The sequence below is a fragment of the Streptomyces sp. NPDC090022 genome, from assembly GCF_044748145.1.
Taxonomy (GTDB): domain Bacteria; phylum Actinomycetota; class Actinomycetes; order Streptomycetales; family Streptomycetaceae; genus Streptomyces.
Genome location: NZ_JBIVFN010000032.1, coordinates 62,609 through 83,186, shown reverse-complemented (window position 1 = coordinate 83,186; position 20,578 = coordinate 62,609). Strand labels below are relative to the sequence as shown.

Genomic DNA, 20,578 nt, shown 5'->3' with positions numbered 1-20,578 from the left:
CGGCACCCTCACATCCCCGACATACGGCGCCTACCAACTGACCCCACCCACCCCTTGACCGCCCAGCAAAACCCTTAACTACGCGGCCTTGCCTCTTGAGGTCTGGCTCGGGGAAGATCCGCGCCGGGGCGTGGGGTGCCGTGAAAGACCTGGCTGGTGTGCCAGGAGCGGTGGTCCGCCGCCACGGGGCGGACGCCCGGCTGCGGGCCGATGAGCGGGCGGCCCGCGAGAGCTATGACGTGTTCGCGGGCCACGGGGCTGCGGCCGACGAACTGCTGCGAGACGAGGATGCGGTGTCCGTCACCGACGCCGAGCACGCCTTTGTCGAAGAGTTTGTGGTGGAGCGAGCACAGGCAAAGGCCGTTGTCGACGTCGTCCGGGCCGCCGAACGCCCACCACCGGACGTGCGCGGCCTCCAGCCCGACAGGCGACGCCCCGATCCGCCCGTCGTAACCGCAGAAGGCGCACTGGTACTCGTACGCCGTCAGCACCAGCTCCCGCATCCGCCGGTCCCTCTGCCTACGCGCGGACGAAAGCCGCCCGGTCTCCGCCGGCTCCAGTTCCAGGCCGATCGCCTCGCACAGTTCGCCGTGGAGGGAGGGCGGAAAGTGCAGGTCGAGCAGGACCCGCGCCATCCGGCCCAGCAGCGACGGCTCCCGCCGCAGGGTTGCCCGCAGCTCCGAGGCAAGCCGCCCGGCTGCCCCGGCCGCCCGCAGCTCCCGCACCGCGCTTCCGGGACTGCCGGGTCCGCGGTTGGTGTGCACTTCCCACACCCCATCGCCGACCAGGTGGTGGAAGGGGTAGGCGGGCGTCGTCTTGTTGGGTGGGCCGTACTCGGCCAGCAGCTGCTTCAGGTCCTCCTCCACGGCGCTGTAGAGCAGCTCACCGTCGGCATCCTGCTGAAACCGGCTGAGGGCGTACAGGAGCAGCAGCGGTTTGTGTGGGGCGCGCGCCCCGCCCTTGGTCCACTGCCGCAACGTCGCGGTCCGCTCCAGCCAGTCCATGATCGGCGATCGTAGTGACCGGCACCCCCGGACGTGCACCCACATGCTCCTGAAGTCTCACCGACGGGGTTCTGTTCGGTTCGTAGGCAAATGTCTGAAGTAAATGAGACCAAAACTGAGACCGGGCACATGCCGAAGACCCCGGCCGCATCGCGGTCGGGGTCTTCGTTTCGCCTGTTCAGGCGGCTGCGGAGGATACGAGATTCGAACTCGTGAGGGGTTGCCCCCAACACGCTTTCCACATGTTCGTCTGCGGGTTCGGGTGGGAGCAGGAACGTCCTGACCTGCGGTGAAACGGTCAGCGGAGGGGCCTCCTGACGCGGATGAACGCTGGTGAATGCAACCGAAACTGCAACCATCGTCCCCCCACTGGCCGCTGTCTTCTCCCTTTCGTGTTGACATGCAGGGCCTCGTTGTCTCCTGGATCTGCTTGACTCGGTCGGGCATGTCGGATCGGGCGGGGGAGCGCGTAATGCCGCTGGAGTTCGGGTTGTGGCGGGTGGACGACAAACCGGTGCGGGTCGCTACGCGGCCGATGCCTCTGGAGTCGAGGCTGGAGCAGCTGATAGAGGCCGATCCGGAAATCCTGGGGAGGCCGCTCCTGCTGATCGGCCGGCAGGTGCAGACGGACCACGGCAAGTTCGTCGACTTGCTCGGCATGGATGTTGAGGGGGGCCTGCATGTTCTGGAGCTCAAACGGGACCGCACTCCCCGGGAGGTAGTCGCACAGCTTCTCGACTACGGCTCGTGGGTCCAGGAGTGCACCAACGAGCAGGTGCGCGAGATCTACACAACGTACGCCCGGAGCCGGGGGCTGGTGGAGGAGCTGGACGAGGCATTCGCGCTGCGGTTCGGCGGCAGCCCGCCGGAGGCGCTGAACAGTAGCCACACCCTCACCGTGGTCGCGAGTGAGATCGACGCGGCGACCGAGCGGATCGTCACCTACCTGGCGTCCGGCTACCAGGTTCCCGTCAACGTGCTGTTCTTCCGCTACTTCGAGGACGAGGGTCGCTCCTACCTGGCGCGCACCTGGCTGATGGACGAAGCCGAGGTAGTAGCGCCGGCTGCGGGAACGAAGGGACGCGGGAAGCAGGAGCCGTGGAACGGCACGGATTGGTACGTCTCCTTCGGTGATGAGCCCGGCGGGCGGAGCTGGGAGGACGCGCTTCGGTACGGCTTCGTGTCGGCCGGAGGCGGGGATTGGTTCTCCCGTACGCTCCGTTCTCTGCCCTCAGGGGCGCGGGTGTTCACCCACATCCCCAAGGTGGGGTACGTGGGTGTGGGCACAGTGTCCGGCGAGCCGCAGCCCTTCGAAGACGCCGTACTCACCGTTGACGGCGAGAGCCGACGGATGGCTGACCTTCCACTCAAGGGCAGCTACCGACCGCACGGTGGTACGGCAGAGGAGAACGACGGGGAGGACCGTCGCGAATGGGTTGTTTCGGTCGACTGGGAGCAGGCCGTGCCACGTGAGAAGGCGTTGTGGCGGACCGGCTTCTTCGCCAACCAGAACTCCGCCTGCAAGCTCCGCGCCCGCTTCACGATCGACGAGATCTCCCGGCACTTCGGCATAGCTTGACGGCGATGTGAGCCGATGATGTGCGTGAAACGGAGCGCGGCGGGGGTGTCCACCGTGGTCGGGTCAGCAACGGTGTATCCCCGCCGTCTCCGTGGCCGCGATTAGGACACCTCTGGGAACTGATCGCGGGAGGTCTGCTTCGTCGCTGCTCATAGGTGCGAGCCAGGCAAATAAGTACTTCACGTACTTGACGTACTTATCGCGTGGGAGCACTCTGGTCCTCTGGAGCCCCGAAGGAGGTCGCCATGTCCGCAGTGCACTACGAGAACTACACCGAAGCGCGTACGCACCTGAAAGAGCTCCTCGACGCCGCAGGCGAGGGGCGGGTCGCGACCGTGCGTCGCGCGGCCGGGTGCGCTGCGGTCGTGGATGTTGAACGACTCCGCCGGTACCTGTCCTCGGCATGCCCTTCCAAGGCTGAGGTCGTTGCGGAAGCGGGCGGGTGGGCGATCTTCATCCCGGGGCTCCCTGTCGCGGCCGATGGAGCCAACCTCGACGAAGCCGTGAACGAGATGGTCGACGCTCTGCGGGAGTATGCCGACGACTGGCAGGAGCGGTTGCGGTTGGCCCCTAATCACCAGGACAACTGGGGCCTGGTGCAGCTGATTGCCTTGAGCGACGACCGTCAGCTGGCTGACTGGCTGGTGGGAGCGCAGCGGTGAGTCGACCGCAGCCAGACCGTGAGCGTCATGACCGGTTCTGTGTCGTCGAGGGGTGGGAGCGGGTGCGGGACGCTCGTGGGCGTACAGGTACGCATCACGTCACCTACGAGCTGAACCTGCACGACGGACGGATCCTGCGGACCCGCATCTCACACCCGGTCGATCGCACCGTCTACGGTGCCGCGATGTGGAGCCACATCCTTCGCGATCAGTTGGTTGTCACCGAAAACGAGTTCTGGGACTGCGTGATCGACGGCAGGCTTCCCGACCGGGGAGCACTGCCCGTGCCGAAGGAATCGCTGCCGGCGGATCTGGTCTATCTGCTGATCCACCGTGTCGGCCTCTCGGAAGGGGCGGTCTCCGAGCTGACCAAGGAGGCTGCCGTGGCGCGTCTCCAGCAGTACTGGACAGACGGCACGTGATGCGACGAGCGGCGTTCGCACCTGGCCCACACAGGCCACTGCGTCATTTGGGCGGCGCCTCTGGAGGGCCGCCGAGTCCGGTAGGCAAGGCGCGCATTAGCGTCGGGCGGTGAGATCGATGGTGGTACCGCCGCCGAACGGCGAGTCGTGCAGCTCGATCCGCACGGGGGGCGTGGTCCTCGGGATGTCGAAGACGACGATGCCGTCGACCGTGTTGCCGGGGTTGATCTGGTTGAGGAACGACTCGCTCTTGTCGAGGTAGAGCGCTGCGGTGGTGTCCGCGCTGTAATTGCTGCTGTTGTGGTCGATGAGCTTCTGGTCGGCGCCGTCGAAGGTCTGAGCCCTGTCCCCGATGTTCCTCACGGTCATGTGGACGAGGAAGATCTGGCCTTGCGCATCCCGACCGTACGGACCCCCGACATCGCCTACCCCGGGCTGACTCTCTGCCGGTCAGTGATCCGGCGATCCCGAAGGCCACAAGCGGCGGTGATGGCGAGCAGCACCGTCAGCAGCGATGCCGGGCGAACCACCTACGACGGTTCGGCGGGCGTGGCGGGAAGGGCCCCACTGCGGCGGTGACTGAGGACACATGGCGGCCTCCAGGCTCGGCCTTGTGGCTCCCACTGTCCCGCCGCTGGGGCCTTGTGGGGCCCGGGAGAGGATCAGCTCTCCTCTATGGCTCCCGCGGGCGGGAGAGGCGCCGCGCGCCTACGCCGGGGAGTCTGGTCGGGTGGCCTACCAGCCCAGAGACCAGCGCGCATCTAGGTGAAATGGGTGAAATGTTCGATACGAATGCAACCAGAACTGCAACCACGGAACGCAGAAGGCCCCGGCCGGTTTCCCGGTCGGGGCCTTCAAGTGCCCGGTGAGGCACTGGCGGAGGATACGAGATTCGAACTCGTGAGGGGTTGCCCCCAACACGCTTTCCAAGCGTATCGTCCAAGTGCTGCGACACGTACAGTCTGACCTGCGGTTATGCACTCTGTCAGGCGTTTGCGGCTATTGCATCGTCTTGCTTAGCGAGCCACAGGCACGGGTCTGGGCGTCGTTCTCGAACGGCCAGAAGTCGAGCGTGTAGAGACGCAGCCACGGCCTCCAACGGCCTACCTGGCGGCTTCTCCGGGGGGATGTGCACCTCCGTCTCACGCACACCCGACCGGGCCCACATTCCCTTCCCCCAGGACTCTGTCCCCACGTACCACACCCCCGTGTGCCGTGCCGGGTCAAGCCCAGGCCGTACCGGCCCATGGCCTGCAAGATCAGCCCCGTGTCGCTTCGCTCCACAGTTCTGCAAGAGTGCGGCCTAGACCACCAGGCGAATCCTCCGCGCATCTCCAGGCTCACGAGCGCCAAGCCGCACAGGGCAGACGAGCACAGCCGCCACCGCTACTCGTCAGACTGCCCAGGCTTCTCCCAGTGGTCCACGCAGACGGTGTGCCCGTCCATGACGCTCGCGGCCCTCACGTTCTTCCACTCACCCGAGGCGAACGCCAGCAGGATGCTCGGGTTGTCCTTATCGACCCCGCCCCGCAGTATCAGGACCCCGCTCGGCATGATCTCGACCTCTTCGGCGTTGGCGTGCACCACCTCCCCGCTGGTCAGGTCGATCCGCCAGTAGTACCGCCCGTACTTCGCGGCGCCAGGGTTCCCCATGATCCACACCCACCCTTTGACTGTCCGAGCCCATCACGCGTCATCATGTCAACGCGTCGTGTCCGCTCAGTCTGTCGGCGATTCTGCGGCTCGGTGCCCCGTTCGCGAAGCCCACTCGCGCGTGCAAGAAGGGTGATCGGCGCACGCCGCGTCAAGATCGTTCAGGCAGCCCGACCCTTTTCGCCAACAAGATCATTTCCAACACATCGTCGTCTGTTGGTGTTGTCGCTAGAAATAGCCTCTGAGCTGCGGAAACGTGACAACACGACTACACGCGACAACATGTTGGCGAGCGTCTGTTGTCGTCGTGTTGTCATCCCCTGATCTGCGGTAACACGACTACAGCGACATCTACAGCACAGAGTCTCTATAGAGACTCGTGTGTGTTGTCGTGTCGGTTGTTGTCGAGATGTGTAGTCGTAGCGCGCGCAACGCGCGCACGAGAAGGACTGTCCTCTTGACCGGTCCAGTCGCGCGAGGCGGTCAACGGCTGTGCCGGCGAGTGCAGCGCGACGAACGAGACGAGCGCGAGCACACAGCGCAGACAGCATCGCTCGGAGCGCTCAGACGCTCCTCTCGGGCGCCAGCAGTACGCGCGCGTCAGTCTGTGCGCGCACGCTCTGACAGGCGCCGACAGGCGCGCACAGCGTCTTGTGTCGTTCAGCGTCCCTCGTGGCGCAACCACCAGAAAGCCCCAGCCCGTTGAGAGGGCCGAGGCTCTGGTGCGCGCTGGCTGGTGTGGTACGTCAGGCGGCGATCTGTTGTCCGCGTTCGGCGTCCCGCAGGAAGCGGCGGAACGAGCGGATCAGCTGTTGTGGGGTTTGAACGATCCCTGCCTCCCGGCAGGACTGGACCCACGTCATCCACAGGGGGTGCTGCATGATGGCGGCCACGTAGTGCTCCTCGCTAACCCTTGCGATTGTGACTGTGATTCGCACAGTACGCTCCACTTTGCGGCTTAGTTCCATATGGCCGTCACAGCGCCCGGAAGCGGTCGCCAGAGAGCTTGGCGAACGGCTCCTTGTCAGGGTTGATCCGTCCCAGGTTCACCCGAACCTCCTTCGCCTCCATGGCCGAGCCGTCGCGCTTGGTCGTGCCTACGAGGCCACGGACGATCTCCTCCTTTTCTGCCGTGCGCTCGTCCAGCTTGGACAGCCACAGGTGGACCGCGGCTTTGATCTCGCCGAGGGACGAGACCGCCGTCTTCCCGCGCTTCGCGGGTGTGGCAGAACGCTTGTCCGGGTGCTGGCCGTAGACCCCGACGCGCGTGGTGTCACCCTGGCTGTCCACCTCCAGGTAGGCGACCACATCACCGTTCCTCTTGCCCGGGTGGATCGAGTGGCTGTCCTTGCGGAGAATCAGTTCCACGCACCCGAGACGTCCCACACCAAGCGGCTTGGTGACGCGTGCCTGGTAGGCGATGCGGACCGCCGCGAGCTTCTGGGCCGAGTCCATCGGGCGATCGGGGTTGTCGTGGCCCGAGTGGTCCACGACGATGCCGTGCGCTCCGTACGTGCTGAGGCGGTAGAAGGGCTCCATCAGGCTGCTCATAAGGGTTTTGGTGAGCGTGGCCGAAGAGGAGTCGAGGCGGAGCTCCGCAGCCATCGAGACGACCGCGTCGAGAGTCACGAGTCCGATGTTCCGGGTGAAGGCCGGAGACAGAGCCGGGGTCACAGGCCGGCGCTTTCCACTGCTGTCCGTCGAGAGCTGGATCTCATCAGCCGTGATCACCTTCACGTACCGCGCCACGTCCAATGGATCGACGCCCGCTAGGACCAGCCGCTTGGGTAGAGCTTCCCGGGAGTCGTCGGCCTCGTAGTGCAGGACGTTGTGACCCCACTGGATGGTCTCCATCGCCGCCAGTACCTCGTACCAGGTCTTGCCGCCCTCCTTCGGGCCGAAGACCGTCTGAGTCTTCCCGGCGGTGCCCAGGCCACGCCCAAACTCGTGACGGTCGAACTCCTCCTCACATTCCATGCACTCGCCGAACTCGGGGCACGTCAGGTGGTGTGCCGAGTCCAAGAGCAAGATCCGGTCGCCCCTGACCGGGTTCTCCACCGTGCCCAGGTCCACGCTCGGGTTGTACTCCCGCAGGGCTTCACGGAACGCCGCACGAGTCGGCGGGAGGGTGATGCCGTCCGCGATGCCGGTGTGCGGGAGACGAACGAGCTGGAGGAAGCCGTTCTCCCGTAGGACCTCGGCCATCTCGCGCTCCTTGTCGGTGAACTCTGACCAGTCCCCGATCTCGAAGGAGTCTGGTAGTTGGAAGTGCCGACGTAGACCCTCCAGCAGTTCGGCCCGGGTGAACCTCTCTGGGGTGACAGTTTCGTACTCGCCCATGCCACGGATGGGCTTCTCGAACGAGGGCGGCTGTAGAACGCCCTCCCGGATGAAGGCGAACACCCACGGCTCCGCGAAGACCGGGAACGGGTCAGCCTCCGCGACGCGACGCCGAGCTATGCGCTCCTCCCGGTACCGCTTCCACTCCGTCTTGAACCACACCTCCAGCTCTAGAGCCTCCTCGTGAGCCTCTTCGATCTCCCGTTGGGTGATGAGTGTCCAGCCGGGCGTCGTGGTGGCGTCCGGGAACATGTACAGCTGTCCGCCGAGTTCAATGTTTTCCGTGCCGTTTTCGAGTGCGCTAACGTCGTTCATGAAGTGCTCCGTTCAAGGGTTGTGGTGAGTTCGGGCGGTACGGGTAGGGCGAGATTCCTGGGTCTCGCCCTATTCGCTTTCCTGCTGGGTCCGTAGTCGGGTGCACCAGCCGCGTTCGTGGTTCGAATCACCGTGATCACATTCGGCGTGACGGGCGGCTGACCTGCACTCGTGGCGTGCAGCCTTGGTGTTCTCGTGGACGCAATCGGCGTGACTCGTGAAGCGGCGAACCTTCTTGTCCGGGGTCATGCTCGAATTCCTTTCTCGCGTGCGGTATTCCGTAGCTCTATGATCGCAAGCGGTAATCCGCACCCCAAAGAGCCGACGTGTGGTGTGGGCTTTCACTGTCGGCGAATCGTTATAAACGAGCCCACGCATAGAGAAACCCCGCACCGGTAATCCAATGCGGGGTTTTCTGTCTCTGCCGGCGAGTGCGCTGTGTCGAGATGAGCGCGTGTGCGTCGTGCGTACGCGTACGGAGCGCAGAGAGGCGCCTCTAGGGCGTCAGCAGCGTGCGCGTGATGAACGAGACGAGCGAGATCTACGAGAGCGCCAGACGGGCACTCACGCGTTAGGCGTCATCCAGTAGCCCAGGTATTCGCCCGTGTCCTCGTCGTGGACGGGCAGGGGTACCGAGAAGTCGAGATAGGTGGGCGCAGGCTGGGAGTTCGGGGTCTGGGTGATGGGTCCTCCTTCGCGGTGCCGAGAACGCCTCGGCTGGTGTGGAAGATCCCACGAGTGGGCTTGACCGCGCAATCCGCGTTGATCACGCTGGGTAATTTCGCAAGTGTCACGCCTGATACATGGCAGGTGCATGTAACGCGCGGACCTGCGCATTCCTGCTCCACGTGATATGCGCCACACCACCCGGAAGCCTCGGTCCGACACCCGAGGCTTCTGGCGTTACTTGAGGAGAACGTCCCATGACAGTGGAGACGCGAGAAGCGTAGCGCGCTGAATTCCCACGCTCCAAAGGAAAGCCCTCGGATGAGTGGGCCGAGGGTTTCCTTACTTCTCCGCCGCCGGCCAGTTCGTTAGTTGATCGGGGCAGACCCTTTCAGCTTAGCGCGCCGATTTCCCATGCTCCAAAATGGTGCGCTCGCTTTACCCGCCGGTCCAATATCAGAGCTATTGCCAGAATTCAAGTGCTGTGCGAATATCGAGAAAGCGAATCGCTCGGATATCGCTTGGAATTCGGTTGGTTGGGAGGGGGTAATCGTGAGTGGAAAGGCAATGGGTGCGGGGCATCTCTCCAATGAGGAACTGGACCGCGAGGCCGAGAAGGTCTACCGGCTGTTTCTGGAGGGCAACACCAAGGCCGCCCTGGCCCGCCACTTCGGAGTGACCGGCGAGGTCGTGAACCGTCGTCTCGCTCGGGCCCGCCGCATCCTCGGTGAGGACTCCCTCAACGACATGAGGACCGACGTGGAGTCGAGCCTGAACGAGATGATCCGTCGCTCGTACCAGGCCCTCAAGGGCGCTGAGACGGTCGCGGAGAAGAACAGCGTTCACCGCACGATCGCCGACCTGGTGATGAAGAAGTCCAAGCTCCTCGGTCTGGAGATGCCGTCGAAGCTGACGGTGGAGATGGAGTCGCTGAACCTCATCCACGACCAGGCTGACCCGGTCTGGAGTGAGCCGTAATGCCTCTCGCAGCGGTGGGCCAGTTCGAACGCCGGCAGAAGTTGCTAGCTGTCGGTGGTGTGGTAGATGAGCAAGGCCGCGTGGTCACGTGCGCCGCTCATGACGGTGGATGCCGCTACCGCCCCAAGACGATCTGGTCTGACCTCGGCGACATGATCTGGGCGGCCCGAACCGAGCTGCCCACCGAAGCGCTCGCCCGCTGTATCCGGGAAGTCCCGGGCGGAGGCGGCGCAATGAACATGGAGGAGATCTCCCGTTACCGGGCCTCTCTCCCGTGCGAGGTCGTGGAGATCCCCGAAGCCGAGGTGAAGCGCCGGACGGCGTCCTTGGCCAAGGAGCAGGCCCGGCAGGAGTACGCACGACGGAACGGGCTCATCACCCGACCCGACCCGCGTGATGCGGAACTGGCGGTTATGTTCCCGCCCCGCCGACCGTCGAGCTGGCTTCCTGACGGACTGGACGAGACGGAACGCCTGGACAGGCAACAGCGTCACGATGCCCGCCACGCCCAATGGGTTCGTGAGTTCGACGCGTGGCGCCAGCAGCACCACACCCAAGACGTTCGAGAGGGCTACGGCGATGCCGTCCCCGACTACGAGGAGGCATAGCCATGCCCGACAAGCGTGCTTACGACATTCTGGCCATCCTTCGGGGAGAGAGTCCCGAGGAGCCCGAGCCGGTACAGCGTCCCGGCAAGCCTGAGAGTGCCAAGCTCACTGGTGCCTCTGCGGAGATCGCGGAGCGCATCCGGGCGTACGGTTCCGGCTCGGCTTTGCCCGGCCAGCCGCCGCAGAAGTACGTCCTGGCCCTCAACTCCGAGGTTACGAGGCGGGCCGAGGAGCGTGGGATCAGCCAGGCAGCAGCCCGAGCCCAGATCCTCCGCGAGATCGAGCACCTCCAGGACCAGGAGCGCCGCCGTGCCCTGCATGAGGACATGCCCCGGCTGAACGCTGCGGGAGCCGAGCGGGAGCGGAAGCGGCTGGAGCAGGCGGCCACGGCCGAGCGCCGCGAGCCCAAGCCCGGCGACCCGTACGTGGACCCGAACAGCGTCCCGATCACCCAGGACCGCGTCCTAGCCAAGCTCATGCTCCGGGCCCGCCGGACCCTCGACTGACGCCTGTTCCACACCCGCCAGCCAGCAAACCAAACCGCCCAAGGAGGCAAAGCAAATGGCTGCCATCGCACTAGAGACGACCGAGCTGGAGACCGTGATCGAAGCGGGCATCCGTGACCGCGCCGTCGCGTTCAAGCTCCTGAACATGCTCCGCGTGGAGAACGGCAAGGCTGCGTTCCCGGACCGCTCGTACTGCACGAACCACCAGCCCGCCGTCACTGGTCCGGCGCTCGCCGGCATCCAGGCCGACCTGAACGCATGAGCCCCGCGGATCTGGAAGACAGGGTCGTCCGCTACATCGAGCGAACCCGTAAGGAAGACGGCGGGATCTACTGGACCCGCGTCGTCGGGGGGTTCCTCGGCATCGACGGGCGGGAGATCGAAGCCGCCCTAGACCGCCTGCACGAGCAAGGCCGCGTGAAGCTCGTGGGCCGGGAGAAGACCATGCGTCGGGTCTACCTGGTCGGTTCGTAGCGGCACTCAGACCGGGGGTGTGGGAGATGTACGCGGGATCGCCCACACCCCCCACCGAAGGGAGCTGACCATGACGACCGAGATTGACCCAGAGTTGAAGGGCTGGCTCCTCGACTTCATCGAGGCCGAGTGCTCGAAGCCGTGGGGAACTGGTCCCGGAGACGGTGGGCCAGTCAGCCTTCACACCGCCGCTCACGAGTTCTTCGAGGGTGACCACGCGACGGCCGCCCTGTACATCGGTCGGCTGCAATACGAGGGTCTGTTGGCTCGATCCCGTCCGGGCTGGGCATACGTGCCGCCCCCCACACCGAAGGGAGCTGATCATGACCACCGTCATCAATGACGACCTGATCGTCACTGGAGCCGTAACGGCCGGGAACATCCTGATGGGCTCCGTCGTGATGAGCCCCGAGGCGAACACCCCGGCCTCCGTGGATGTGAAGTTCAACCACGTACAGCGGTCCCCGTGGGATGCGGTCCCCCCCTGACCCAGCCCGTCCCGAACGTCATGCTGACCGCGGTGAGCCAGGACCCGTGGACCAAGATCAAGGAACTCGGCACCCGCTTCTCCAGCACGACCGGCGTGACCATCTACATCTACCGCACCAACGATGTGGACACCGAGATCAACTGGCTGTCATGGCAGGAGCCGAACCTGTGAGCGAGATACCCCGCGAGCACTTGGAGCACATGGCTCGCATCGAAGCCAAGCTGGACACCCTGCTCGCCCAGACTGCCGATCTCCAGCAGCACGCCGGCACTAATGCCATGACGGAGAAGCGGCTCGGCTCCCTGGAGAAGTGGCGGTACGCCGTGGGCGGCTCCGTCTTCATCTCGCTGGCCAGCATCGCCACGAGCCTCGCGAACGTAGCGCCGAGGTAGCGATGGCTCTACGAGCGCACGCGAACTGCGACCACCCGACGAGCAAGAATGAGCGCGAGAAGTGTCGGGCAGCGGCGAGATCCTGGGACCCCGAACCCATGCACCCGATCGTCACCATCCTGCTCCGTCGGATGGGTGGACGAACCCACTGCCCTAGCGGGCACGAGCTCAACGAGACGAACGCCTACGTGAGCCCGAAGGGGTTCGCCAAGTGCCGCCCGTGCATCCGTCGGCGCGCTGCTGAACGCCGAGCCAGCAGGCGGGTTGCTCATAAGCGGCGTCGTGCCACACCAGCCGCTGAGTGAGCCCGAGGCCATGCCTTCATAACGCTTTGCCACGGAGAGCCGCTGTACCCCTACGGACGGCCGTCTCTCGCTTGGGAGCGTCAGCCGTGTCACCACGACACGACGACCCAAGGAGCAGACGATGACGAAGGCCCGCTTCTCTCACGCCCAGTGCCCCCACCCGTCCACGAAGGTCGCCCGTGCGAAGTGCCGGGCAGCTCTGCGCGCCGCCGCTGCACCGGCCGACACCGCGAGCAAGGCGAAGGCCGAGAAGTCGCCCGTTGCCGTCGTAGCGGCTGCTGCCGAGACCGCTCCGGCTCCCGTCGCCGTTGCCCGCGAGGAGACGTGCGGCAAGTGCGGTGAGGCGTACGTGACGACTGCCGCCGAGAGCATCGACGTTGACCCGCTCTGCGACCCCTGCGTCGCCGCCCTGTCCGGCGCTGCCGTCGAGATCACCCCCGAGACGTGGCGCGACCACAAGGACAAGCCCGCGAGCATCTACGTGGCGGGTGTGGAAGAGCCCTTCGAGGCCCAGTGCATCACCGGCTACTCCATCAAGTTCCTCCAGTTCACCGACGCCGAGGGCAAGCGCCAGCGCATCCCCGCCAGCACGGTTGAGCGCGTCACCGTCTGACGTCCCACACCCAGCAGAGATGCCCTCGGCTCACTGAGTCGGGGGCATCTCGGTGGACTCGCCGGCACGCGCTGACCTGCCGAAACGCTGTGCGCTCGTCTGGAGAGATCGGCGCGCGCAGACGCAGTGAGAGACGCGCGAGCGCTCACAGCTCCCGAGAGGCGTCGTTCTGCGCTCCTAACGGGCAAGCGCACGCGAGAGCGTCAGTGCGCAGTGCGAGACGAGTGCTCGAACTCCGTGCCGTACACCCCTGGCCGTCGGCATAATCGCGCAGCATGGATCAAGGGGTAGCAGCCATATGGGCTGCGAGTATCGGGGTAGTCGGCGTGGTGGCAACTGCTGGCGGTGCTCTGTGGGCGGCGCACAAGACGGCGACTGCTCAGATCGCAGGGGCCAAAGAGACGGCGGCTGCGCAGATCGCAGGAGCCCGTGAGCAGGCAGCTGCGCAGGTTGATGCGGCCCTGGCTGGCGTACGAGCGCAGCTATCGGGGCAGCGTCAAGAATCGGTCTGGCAGGTTCGGCGTGAAGCGTATGCCGCGTTCCTGGGGCAGGTTGACGCGGTGCATATGCAGATCATGCACCTGGCTGCCCTCTGCGCTGTCGCCATCGACAATCTTGGCGGAGCGAATGGTGAGCAGCCCGATCTGGACGGAGCCAGGACGGAACTGACCGAGAGCTTCAAGAGCTTGTGGTTCCGGGAGTCGGCTCTCCGTCTGGCTGCGGATCCTGCGGAAGCGGATGCAGCCGAGGCCCTGATGAAGCTGGCTTGGCAGGCTATGGCTGACATCGGCGACGTTGTGAACGCGATCTTCACCGACCGCAACGTGGGTCCGCCCCAAGATCGGGCCGAGGCATCTCGGAGCGCCTTGACGGCAGGCATCAAGGACTGGGCTGCCAACGCACGCCGCAACTTGCAGATGTCGGACTAGGTTCCCGGAGCGAACGAGCAGGTAATGAAGCCGTGTTGGTGTCGGCCGGTGTGCTCTGACGCGCTCTTGACGACGCTCAGCTGAGAGGGCGACGCTCGTGCAACCAGACGCAACTGACTAGTCAGGAGTGCACGTCATGGACCTAACCTTCTTCGGCAAGGACCCGAACAGCAAGCTGGAAGACTGCCCGAGCGTATGGGTGGACGACGCGACGGCCGATCTCGTCTTCCAGGGCTGGAAAGCCGACAAGGCCACGGAAGCGGAATGTCTCAAGGTCGGCAGCATCCCCGACCACGAGGGCGTGTTCCGCATCCCGGCGAGCATGGTGGATCAGATCAGGAAGGCCCTCGATGTCGCTGAGGAGCGCGCCCGCGTTCTCTGACCTCTTGGCGGAGGCCCGTCACTCCGTGGTCCGCGTGGAGATGCGGGATCACTACGGGGTGGAGTCGGAAGCCGCGGAATTCGCTGAGTGGCGGAAGCACCGCACTATCGCGCCCGATGCCCTGGAGACCGCGCGTCCTTGGGTGGAGATGATCCAGGGAGCAGTTCGGCGTGGTGTCCGGGTTCAGCGGGCCCGAATCGTCTCGCTCCCGGCCTCCGAGTACATCCGGTTCGAGCACGCCAGCACCTTCGTGAACCTGGCGGCTGGCGAAGAGGTGCGCTGGCTCCCTCGTCGGCTGGCTACCGACCTGGCCCTTCCAGGAACGGACTTCTGGCTGTTCGATGACCGGCTGATCCGCTTCGGGCACTTCGCCGGGGACGGAGCTGTGATCGGGCACGAGATGAACGACGACCCGGCCACTGTGCGGCTCTGCTCCAACGCCTTCGCAGCCGTCTGGGAACGTGCCACACCCCACGAGGAGTTCGTGATCTGACCACGGCGACGTAGCCCATGCCTATGCCCCAGTCCTCCAGCGCCGCTCAGGCACGTACCGCCGTGGCTGAGCGGCTTAAGGAGCTTCGGAAGGATGCCAGCCTCCACGGCCACGAATTGGCTGTTCGGTGTGGCTGGCACAAGTCCAAGGTGTCTCGGCTGGAGAACGGCGTCACCGCGCCCTCGGACCAGGACATCCGGGCATGGTGCGAGGCGTGCGGCGCCGAAGGTCAGGCCCCCGATCTCATCGCACGCTCGCGGACTGCTGAGGCCGCGTACGTGGAGTGGAAGCGACTCCAGCGCGGGGGTCTCCTGCCCATGCAGGAAGCCTCCCGCAAGCTGAACGACCGCACCAGACGCCGACGTGCGTACGCGTCCTTCCTGGTACCCGGCCTGTTCCAGACGCCGGCATACGCCTCCGCTCTGTTGCGTACCGTCGGTCAGTTCCACGAGATCCCCGACGACCTTGAAGCGGCCGTGGACAGCCGCATGAAGCGCGCCCGCGTCCTCTACGAGGGAGACCACCGCTTCACCATGCTTCTGGAGGAGTCTGTCCTTCGGTACCAGGTGGGAGATGCCGAATGCATGGCCGGACAGCTCGGGCACCTGCTCTCGGTCATGTCGCTGCCGTCCGTCTCTCTCGGGATCATCCCCTTCGGGCGCCCCAGGACCGGCATGTGGACCTTGGAGTCCTTCAACCTGTACGACGACCGGCAAGTCTTGGTGGAACTCCTGTCGGCCAAGATCACAGTCACCGCGCCCAGTGAGATCGCCCTCTACCTCAAGGCGTTCACGGAGCTGCACAAGATGGCTGTCTACGGGGCTGGGGCTCGTGCTCTGATCACCAACGCCCTCGACGCGCTGGGCTAAAAACTGGCGTAGAACTCTGTAGAACTTGGTTGGGCCCAATCATGATCAATTCCTAGCGTTGTCACCACGCAGACGACGCGAGGAGCTGGCATGGCCGAGTCGAGGACGGAACCCAGGACCTACCAGGCGAAGGACGAGGAGCTGCCGCTCCGCGAGTGGGGCGTCTGCAACGACCCGACGCCCGTCGAAGGGTGCGCGGGTTGCAACGAGGTCGCCAACGTCCGGACCCGTGCGTACGCGGGCGGCGACCTGACCACGGTCACGGACTGCAACGTGATCATCCGCCGTCACCCGGTCGGTCACTCATGAGCACCCGGGCCACGTACCGCTTCGTGGAGCACACGATCCGCCATATCGCTGATGGCGGTGTTACCTACGAGACGTTCTGTGTCGCCCCCGGATGTGGCGAGCACTCCACCACCTACGAGGAGCAGACCGCCGCCCAGGACTGGGCGCTGGAGCACACGGGTCGAACGGGGCACGACATCTTCCGTCGGGTCTTCACCGACCACGCGAGGGTCACCAGGGCCGACAAGGCCACTGGCTGAGTGGCCTGCCGCTACAGATTCAAGGTCCCCTGCCCCGAGTGCGCAGGTGGCCACCTAGTGAAGTGGATCCCATGACAGAAGGTGCCGTGTCAGAACCCGGGTCGAGCTACCCCTGGAGCGAGTGGACCGACGGGAAGATGTGGAGGGTCGAGCAAGGCCGAGACTTCTCCGTCGAGCCCGAAGCCTTCGCCAAGGCGGTGAGGGCGCATGCCCGGACGCGAGGCTTGAAGGCGTCCGTGGTCTGCTGCGACGGCGCGGCCTGCTTCCAGTTCCACCAAGCCGATAAGCCTGGCGAGCGACAAATCAGGCTCAAGGCCCTCCGCCAGTACCTCGGTCAGTGATCACGGTGGGTGTGGGACATGGGACGTTCCACACCCACCGCTCGTGTGTCTGGGCTCAGCCGTGGATCAGTGCCGAGTGATCAGCACGGGGAGTGCTGTGTCCCGGGCCGTGGTTAGTACCTGTCGCCCAGGGCCTGGACCGCGTTCACTGCTCGGGTGCTCGCCATGTCCGCTCCGTACCGCCGGAGCATCGCGGGAGACTTCCAGCCGCGCACAGCCATGATGTGCTCGCCGCTGACTCCCCGCGCTTTCAGGTCGTCGGCCCACGTGTGACAGAAGGAGTGGGGAGAGACGACCGACGGGTCGTAGCCCGCCTCCTCGGCCCTCCTCTTCACCATGCGGTGCAGCCCGGCGTACAGGAGCCGCGAGCGGTTCCGTGTCCCGAGCCAGAGCCAGGCATCGGCCGCTCGCTTGTGGAGGGCGCGGAGGCGGAGGTACCGGGTCAGTGCCTTCACTGTCTTCGGCTGGAGAGGGATCACTCGGCCGTCCAGGCTGTTGCGGTCCATCTTGATCGGGAGCACGACCAGAGTGCCGGCGCGCAGGTCGAGGTCCTGGACCCGCAGGTTCAGCAGCTCGTCCGACCGAAGGCCCTCGGTCAGTACGCGGAGGAGTGCGTGATCACGGACGCAGTGGAACTCCTTGCGCCGTGGCTCAGGACCCCAGGCGGTGACGGCGAGGGTGTCGTTCACGAACTCCTCGGAGAGCGTCTTGGGCTTGCCCATGGGCGGCGTGGCGTAGCGCTGGAGCTTGGGGTCCGCGTACGGGTCGGGGTGCTCGTACTCCTCGGCGAGGTAGGCGAACATCGCCCGCAGGTTGCGCTGGGTCGTGTTCGTCCCGCCGGTGTACCCGCCCTTGCCGTCCTGGCTCTTGGGCACGTCGTGCGCCTCGTAGTACCAGCGGAAGTACCGGTTCAGGACGGCGGTGTCCACGTCGGTGAACGACTCGACTCCCACACCCACCGCGTTGATCTGCGGAGAGGCGGTGAGCCAGTGGTGAAGCTGGGTCGCCGCGTACTTGTAGGCGTTGACCGTCCGGCGCTGGAAGGGGCGACCCTTCTTGTTCGTCGTGGTGCTCAGGTGCAACTCAAGCTCTACGATCAGCGCTGTGCGTACGTCCTCGGCGCTCCTGAGCGCGTGTACTGGCGCCGGTGAGAGCGTGTGCGTGCTCTGTGTCGTCGTCGTGCTCACAGGCGCCGAGACGCGCTGCTGTGCTCGCAGTGGATTGCGTGCTGCCACGGTGGAGACCTCTCGTGGTCTGCCGCTAGACAAGTTCTGATCGCCGAAGCGTCTTGCCTAACAGGCGGTGGACGATGAGTCGCAGCACCAAACACAAGACCCCTGATCCGCGAAGTCGCAGATCAGGGGTCTGATGGCGGAGGATACGAGATTCGAACTCGTGAGGGGTTGCCCCCAACACGCTTTCCAAGCGTGCGCCCTAGGCCTCTAGGCGAATCCTCCGCCGCAAACAATACAAGACGCTGAGGGGTGCTCGCGAACGTGATCCGCAGGGTGGGGGAGCGGGTCGATTCCGGGGGCGTCCATCGGCTACGCTGGGGCCAGCCCCTCACGTGGCGCTATCTCACCCAACTCCCCCAGGGCCGGAAGGCAGCAAGGGTAAGTGGGCTCTGGCGGGTGCGTGGGGGGCGCTTTGCGTTCGGTGGCCGTCGTTGTCGGTGGGCCCGGATACGCTCGTAAGCGTGTCGTCCCTTGCGCTGTACCGCCGCTACCGCCCTGAGTCGTTCGCCGAGGTCATCGGGCAGGAGCATGTCACCGCTCCGCTCATGCAGGCCCTGCGTAACAACCGGGTCAATCACGCGTACCTGTTCAGTGGCCCGCGCGGATGCGGCAAGACCACGAGTGCGCGCATCCTCGCCCGCTGCCTGAACTGTGAGCAAGGTCCCACCCCCACGCCCTGCGGGGAGTGCCAGTCCTGCCGGGACCTCGCGCGCAACGGGCCGGGTTCCATCGACGTCATCGAGATCGACGCCGCGTCGCACGGTGGCGTGGACGATGCCCGTGACCTGCGCGAGAAGGCGTTCTTCGGCCCGGCGAGCAGCCGGTACAAGATCTACATCATCGACGAGGCCCACATGGTCACCTCGGCGGGGTTCAACGCCCTGCTGAAGGTCGTCGAGGAGCCGCCGGAGCACCTCAAGTTCATCTTCGCCACGACCGAGCCGGAGAAGGTCATCGGGACCATCCGGTCCCGCACGCACCACTACCCGTTCCGGCTGGTGCCCCCCGGCACGCTGCGCGAGTACCTCGGTGAGGTCTGCGGCCGCGAGGGCATCCCCGTCGAGGACGGGGTGCTGCCGCTGGTCGTGCGGGCCGGCGCCGGGTCCGTGCGTGACTCGATGTCCGTCATGGACCAGCTGCTGGCGGGCGCGGCCGACGACGGTGTGACGTATGCCATGGCCACCTCCCTCCTCGGGTACACGGACGGCTCGCTGCTCGACTCCGTCGTGGACGCGTTCGCCGCCGGGGACGGCGCGGCCGCCTTCGAGGTCGTGGACCGCGTCGTCGAGGGCGGCAACGACCCGCGCCGCTTCGTCGCCGACCTGCTGGAGCGGCTGCGCGACCTGGTGATCCTGGCCGCCGTGCCCGATGCCGGGGAGAAGGGCCTGATCGACGCCCCGGCCGACGTGGTCGAACGGATGCAGGCGCAGGCCTCGGTGTTCGGCGCCGCCGAGCTGTCGCGGGCGGCCGACCTCGTCAACGCCGGTCTCACGGAGATGCGCGGGGCGACCTCGCCCCGGCTCCAGCTCGAACTGATCTGTGCGCGGGTGCTGCTGCCGGCCGCCTTCGACGACGAGCGGTCCTTCCAGGCCCGCCTCGACCGGCTGGAGCGCAGCGGTGTGGTGATGGCTGCGCAGGGCGCGCCCGTCATGGGGTACGTCCCGGGGCCGGAGGCCCACGGCATGGCTCCCGTCGCGCCCGCCGGTCCCGTTCCGTCCGTTCCGTCCGTTGCGTCTGTTCCGGCCGCTGAGGGTCCGGCCGGGGCGCGTGCCGCCGTACGGGGGGCCGGGGCCCCCGGTGCGCCCGTCGCCCCGCCCGCTCCGGCGCCCGCGCCCGCGCCCGCGCCCGTCCCCGTCCGGGACGAGCCGGTCGCCGCCGCGCCCGCCGCCCCGGCTGCGCCCGCCCCTGGCTCCTGGCCCGGTGCCGCTCAGCCCGGGGCCGCACCCGCGCCTGCCCCTGGCGCCTGGCCGGGGGCGGCGAAGCCCGGGGCCGCCGCTCCCGCCGCTCCCGCCGCGGCCGGTGCGTGGCCGAGCGCCGCCGCGCCCGGGTCCGCCCCCGCCCCCGCCGCCCCTGCCCCGGCGCCGCAGCCGGCGGCTCCCGCGCCCGACCGGCCCGCCGCGGCCGCGTCCCCCGGCATGGCCGCCGGGGCCGGCCAGGTGCAGGCCATGTGGCCCGGGATCCTGGAGGCCGTCAAGAACCGCCGCCGTTTCACCTGGATCCTGCTCAGCCAGAACGCCCAGGTCACCGGCTTCGACGGCACGACCCTCCAGCTGGGCTTCCCCAACCCCGGCGCCCGGGACAACTTCTCCAGCAGCGGCAGCGAGGACGTGCTGAAGGCGGTCCTGGCCGAGCAGTTCCAGGTCAACTGGAAGATCGACGCCGTCGTGGGCGGTGGCGGCCCCGCGCCCGCCGCCCCGTCCGCGTACGGCGGGGCGCCCGCGTACGGCGCCCCCGCGGCCCCCGCCCACACGCCCCCGCCGGCCCCCGCCCCCGCGCCGGCCACCCCGGCGCACACGCCGGCGCCCCCGGCCCCGCAGGCGGCCCCCGCCCCCGACCGGACCCCGCCGCCGCAGGCCGCGGCCCCGCCGCCCGTCGCCCCCGAGGACGACGTACCGGAGGACGACGACCCGGACCTGGTCGAGAGCGCGCTCAGCGGTCACGACCTGATCGTGCGCGAGCTCGGAGCCACGGTGGTGGAGGAATATACGAACGAGTAGCGGTGCCGAGTTGGGTGCCCGCACGAAGGGAACCCTGCGGCGCGGGCTAGGCTGAGC

At 66.6% G+C, this 20,578-nt stretch carries 24 protein-coding genes, 1 tRNA gene, 1 other RNA gene and 1 pseudogene; 20 read left to right on the top strand and 7 right to left on the bottom strand.

Translation table 11 applies throughout. From position 1 onward, the window contains the following. Positions 1-74: 74 nt before the first annotated feature. Positions 75-1,004: a phosphorothioated DNA-binding restriction endonuclease gene (locus tag ACIPXB_RS33775; RefSeq protein ID WP_401456216.1), complete on the bottom strand. Its 930-nt coding sequence runs from the start codon at positions 1,002-1,004 to the stop codon at positions 75-77. 472 nt (positions 1,005-1,476) lie between these two features. On the opposite strand from ACIPXB_RS33775, the gene ACIPXB_RS33770 reads away from it, so the two are divergent. The 3 genes from ACIPXB_RS33770 to ACIPXB_RS33760 all read left to right on the top strand — a co-directional run bounded on the left by ACIPXB_RS33770 (position 1,477) and on the right by ACIPXB_RS33760 (position 3,667). Next, entirely contained in the window at positions 1,477-2,583 is a 1,107-nt protein-coding gene (locus ACIPXB_RS33770; protein WP_401456215.1) for an endonuclease NucS domain-containing protein, read from the top strand. A gap of 245 nt (positions 2,584-2,828) precedes the next feature. Continuing rightward, entirely contained in the window at positions 2,829-3,245 is a 417-nt protein-coding gene (locus ACIPXB_RS33765; RefSeq protein WP_401456213.1) for a prevent-host-death protein, read from the top strand. After that, complete coding sequence (locus ACIPXB_RS33760) at positions 3,242-3,667, top strand: cytotoxic translational repressor of toxin-antitoxin stability system (RefSeq protein WP_401456212.1); 426 nt, start codon at positions 3,242-3,244, stop codon at positions 3,665-3,667. The genes ACIPXB_RS33765 and ACIPXB_RS33760 overlap by 4 nt, the downstream gene beginning before the upstream one ends. Before the next feature lie 96 nt (positions 3,668-3,763). On the opposite strand, the pseudogene ACIPXB_RS33755 reads toward ACIPXB_RS33760, so the two are convergent. The 4 genes and pseudogenes from ACIPXB_RS33755 to ACIPXB_RS33740 all read right to left on the bottom strand — a co-directional run. Next, a pseudogene (locus tag ACIPXB_RS33755) lies at positions 3,764-4,057 on the bottom strand (DUF4352 domain-containing protein); the annotation flags it as partial. Between the two features lie 996 nt (positions 4,058-5,053). Then, the gene (locus tag ACIPXB_RS33750) at positions 5,054-5,320 is read right to left on the bottom strand and encodes a hypothetical protein (RefSeq protein ID WP_401456210.1); all 267 of its coding nucleotides are present in this window, start codon (positions 5,318-5,320) and stop codon (positions 5,054-5,056) included. Between the two features lie 746 nt (positions 5,321-6,066). Further along, on the bottom strand, positions 6,067-6,213 hold the full coding sequence (locus tag ACIPXB_RS33745; protein WP_401456209.1) for a hypothetical protein: 147 nt from the start codon (positions 6,211-6,213) through the stop codon (positions 6,067-6,069). An 82-nt stretch (positions 6,214-6,295) separates the two neighbouring features. After that, a complete protein-coding gene (locus ACIPXB_RS33740) occupies positions 6,296-7,975 on the bottom strand; it encodes an AAA family ATPase (RefSeq protein ID WP_401456207.1) in 1,680 nt (559 codons plus the stop codon). 1,218 nt (positions 7,976-9,193) lie between these two features. Between ACIPXB_RS33740 and ACIPXB_RS33735 the strand changes: the two genes are divergently transcribed. From ACIPXB_RS33735 to ACIPXB_RS33665, 15 genes are all read left to right on the top strand, one after another. Further along, the gene (locus tag ACIPXB_RS33735) at positions 9,194-9,619 is read left to right on the top strand and encodes a hypothetical protein (protein WP_401456204.1); all 426 of its coding nucleotides are present in this window, start codon (positions 9,194-9,196) and stop codon (positions 9,617-9,619) included. 152 nt (positions 9,620-9,771) lie between these two features. Beyond that, positions 9,772-10,227, top strand: a complete 456-nt coding sequence (locus ACIPXB_RS33730; protein ID WP_401456202.1) for a hypothetical protein — start codon at positions 9,772-9,774, stop codon at positions 10,225-10,227. Positions 10,228-10,229: 2 nt separating this feature from the next. After that, positions 10,230-10,733 carry a hypothetical protein gene (locus ACIPXB_RS33725; protein ID WP_401456201.1) on the top strand — a complete coding sequence of 168 codons (504 nt, stop codon included), beginning with the start codon at positions 10,230-10,232 and terminating at the stop codon, positions 10,731-10,733. A 55-nt stretch (positions 10,734-10,788) separates the two neighbouring features. Next, positions 10,789-10,995 carry a hypothetical protein gene (locus ACIPXB_RS33720; RefSeq protein WP_390546452.1) on the top strand — a complete coding sequence of 69 codons (207 nt, stop codon included), beginning with the start codon at positions 10,789-10,791 and terminating at the stop codon, positions 10,993-10,995. Continuing rightward, on the top strand, positions 10,992-11,207 hold the full coding sequence (locus ACIPXB_RS33715) for a hypothetical protein (RefSeq protein ID WP_401456198.1): 216 nt from the start codon (positions 10,992-10,994) through the stop codon (positions 11,205-11,207). Before ACIPXB_RS33720 ends, ACIPXB_RS33715 begins: the two co-directional genes overlap by 4 nt. A 323-nt stretch (positions 11,208-11,530) precedes the next feature. Next, positions 11,531-11,695, top strand: coding sequence for a hypothetical protein (locus ACIPXB_RS33710; protein WP_401456195.1), 165 nt, complete (start codon positions 11,531-11,533; stop codon positions 11,693-11,695). A gap of 32 nt (positions 11,696-11,727) precedes the next feature. Then, positions 11,728-11,868, top strand: coding sequence for a hypothetical protein (locus ACIPXB_RS33705; protein ID WP_401456193.1), 141 nt, complete (start codon positions 11,728-11,730; stop codon positions 11,866-11,868). Continuing rightward, a complete protein-coding gene (locus tag ACIPXB_RS33700) occupies positions 11,865-12,089 on the top strand; it encodes a hypothetical protein (protein ID WP_401456191.1) in 225 nt (74 codons plus the stop codon). The genes ACIPXB_RS33705 and ACIPXB_RS33700 overlap by 4 nt, the downstream gene beginning before the upstream one ends. Before the next feature lie 426 nt (positions 12,090-12,515). After that, positions 12,516-13,007 carry a hypothetical protein gene (locus ACIPXB_RS33695; RefSeq protein WP_401456188.1) on the top strand — a complete coding sequence of 164 codons (492 nt, stop codon included), beginning with the start codon at positions 12,516-12,518 and terminating at the stop codon, positions 13,005-13,007. Positions 13,008-13,282: 275 nt separating this feature from the next. Further along, the gene (locus ACIPXB_RS33690) at positions 13,283-13,936 is read left to right on the top strand and encodes a hypothetical protein (protein ID WP_401456186.1); all 654 of its coding nucleotides are present in this window, start codon (positions 13,283-13,285) and stop codon (positions 13,934-13,936) included. 136 nt (positions 13,937-14,072) lie between these two features. Next, positions 14,073-14,318 (top strand): hypothetical protein, encoded by a 246-nt coding sequence (locus ACIPXB_RS33685; protein ID WP_401456185.1) that lies wholly within the window; start codon positions 14,073-14,075, stop codon positions 14,316-14,318. Further along, positions 14,287-14,811, top strand: a complete 525-nt coding sequence (locus ACIPXB_RS33680; RefSeq protein WP_401456183.1) for a DUF6879 family protein — start codon at positions 14,287-14,289, stop codon at positions 14,809-14,811. Before ACIPXB_RS33685 ends, ACIPXB_RS33680 begins: the two co-directional genes overlap by 32 nt. Before the next feature lie 62 nt (positions 14,812-14,873). Then, positions 14,874-15,680 carry a helix-turn-helix domain-containing protein gene (locus ACIPXB_RS33675; RefSeq protein WP_401456180.1) on the top strand — a complete coding sequence of 269 codons (807 nt, stop codon included), beginning with the start codon at positions 14,874-14,876 and terminating at the stop codon, positions 15,678-15,680. 90 nt (positions 15,681-15,770) lie between these two features. Beyond that, on the top strand, positions 15,771-15,989 hold the full coding sequence (locus tag ACIPXB_RS33670) for a hypothetical protein (protein ID WP_401456179.1): 219 nt from the start codon (positions 15,771-15,773) through the stop codon (positions 15,987-15,989). Continuing rightward, a complete protein-coding gene (locus ACIPXB_RS33665; protein WP_401456178.1) occupies positions 15,986-16,228 on the top strand; it encodes a hypothetical protein in 243 nt (80 codons plus the stop codon). The genes ACIPXB_RS33670 and ACIPXB_RS33665 overlap by 4 nt, the downstream gene beginning before the upstream one ends. Positions 16,229-16,682: 454 nt before the next feature. Here the strand turns inward: ACIPXB_RS33665 and ACIPXB_RS33660 are convergent, their stop codons facing one another. Both ACIPXB_RS33660 and ACIPXB_RS33655 read right to left on the bottom strand, forming a co-directional pair. After that, positions 16,683-17,651: a tyrosine-type recombinase/integrase gene (locus ACIPXB_RS33660; RefSeq protein WP_401456176.1), complete on the bottom strand. Its 969-nt coding sequence runs from the start codon at positions 17,649-17,651 to the stop codon at positions 16,683-16,685. A 287-nt stretch (positions 17,652-17,938) separates the two neighbouring features. Beyond that, positions 17,939-18,026, bottom strand: a tRNA-Ser gene (locus ACIPXB_RS33655). A 97-nt stretch (positions 18,027-18,123) separates the two neighbouring features. Here ACIPXB_RS33655 and ffs point away from each other — a divergent pair. Together ffs and ACIPXB_RS33645 are read left to right on the top strand one after the other, a co-directional pair. Then, positions 18,124-18,222: signal recognition particle sRNA small type (gene ffs, locus ACIPXB_RS33650), an RNA gene on the top strand. 43 nt (positions 18,223-18,265) lie between these two features. Further along, on the top strand, positions 18,266-20,521 hold the full coding sequence (locus ACIPXB_RS33645) for a DNA polymerase III subunit gamma and tau (RefSeq protein ID WP_401456173.1): 2,256 nt from the start codon (positions 18,266-18,268) through the stop codon (positions 20,519-20,521). Positions 20,522-20,578: the final 57 nt, after the last annotated feature.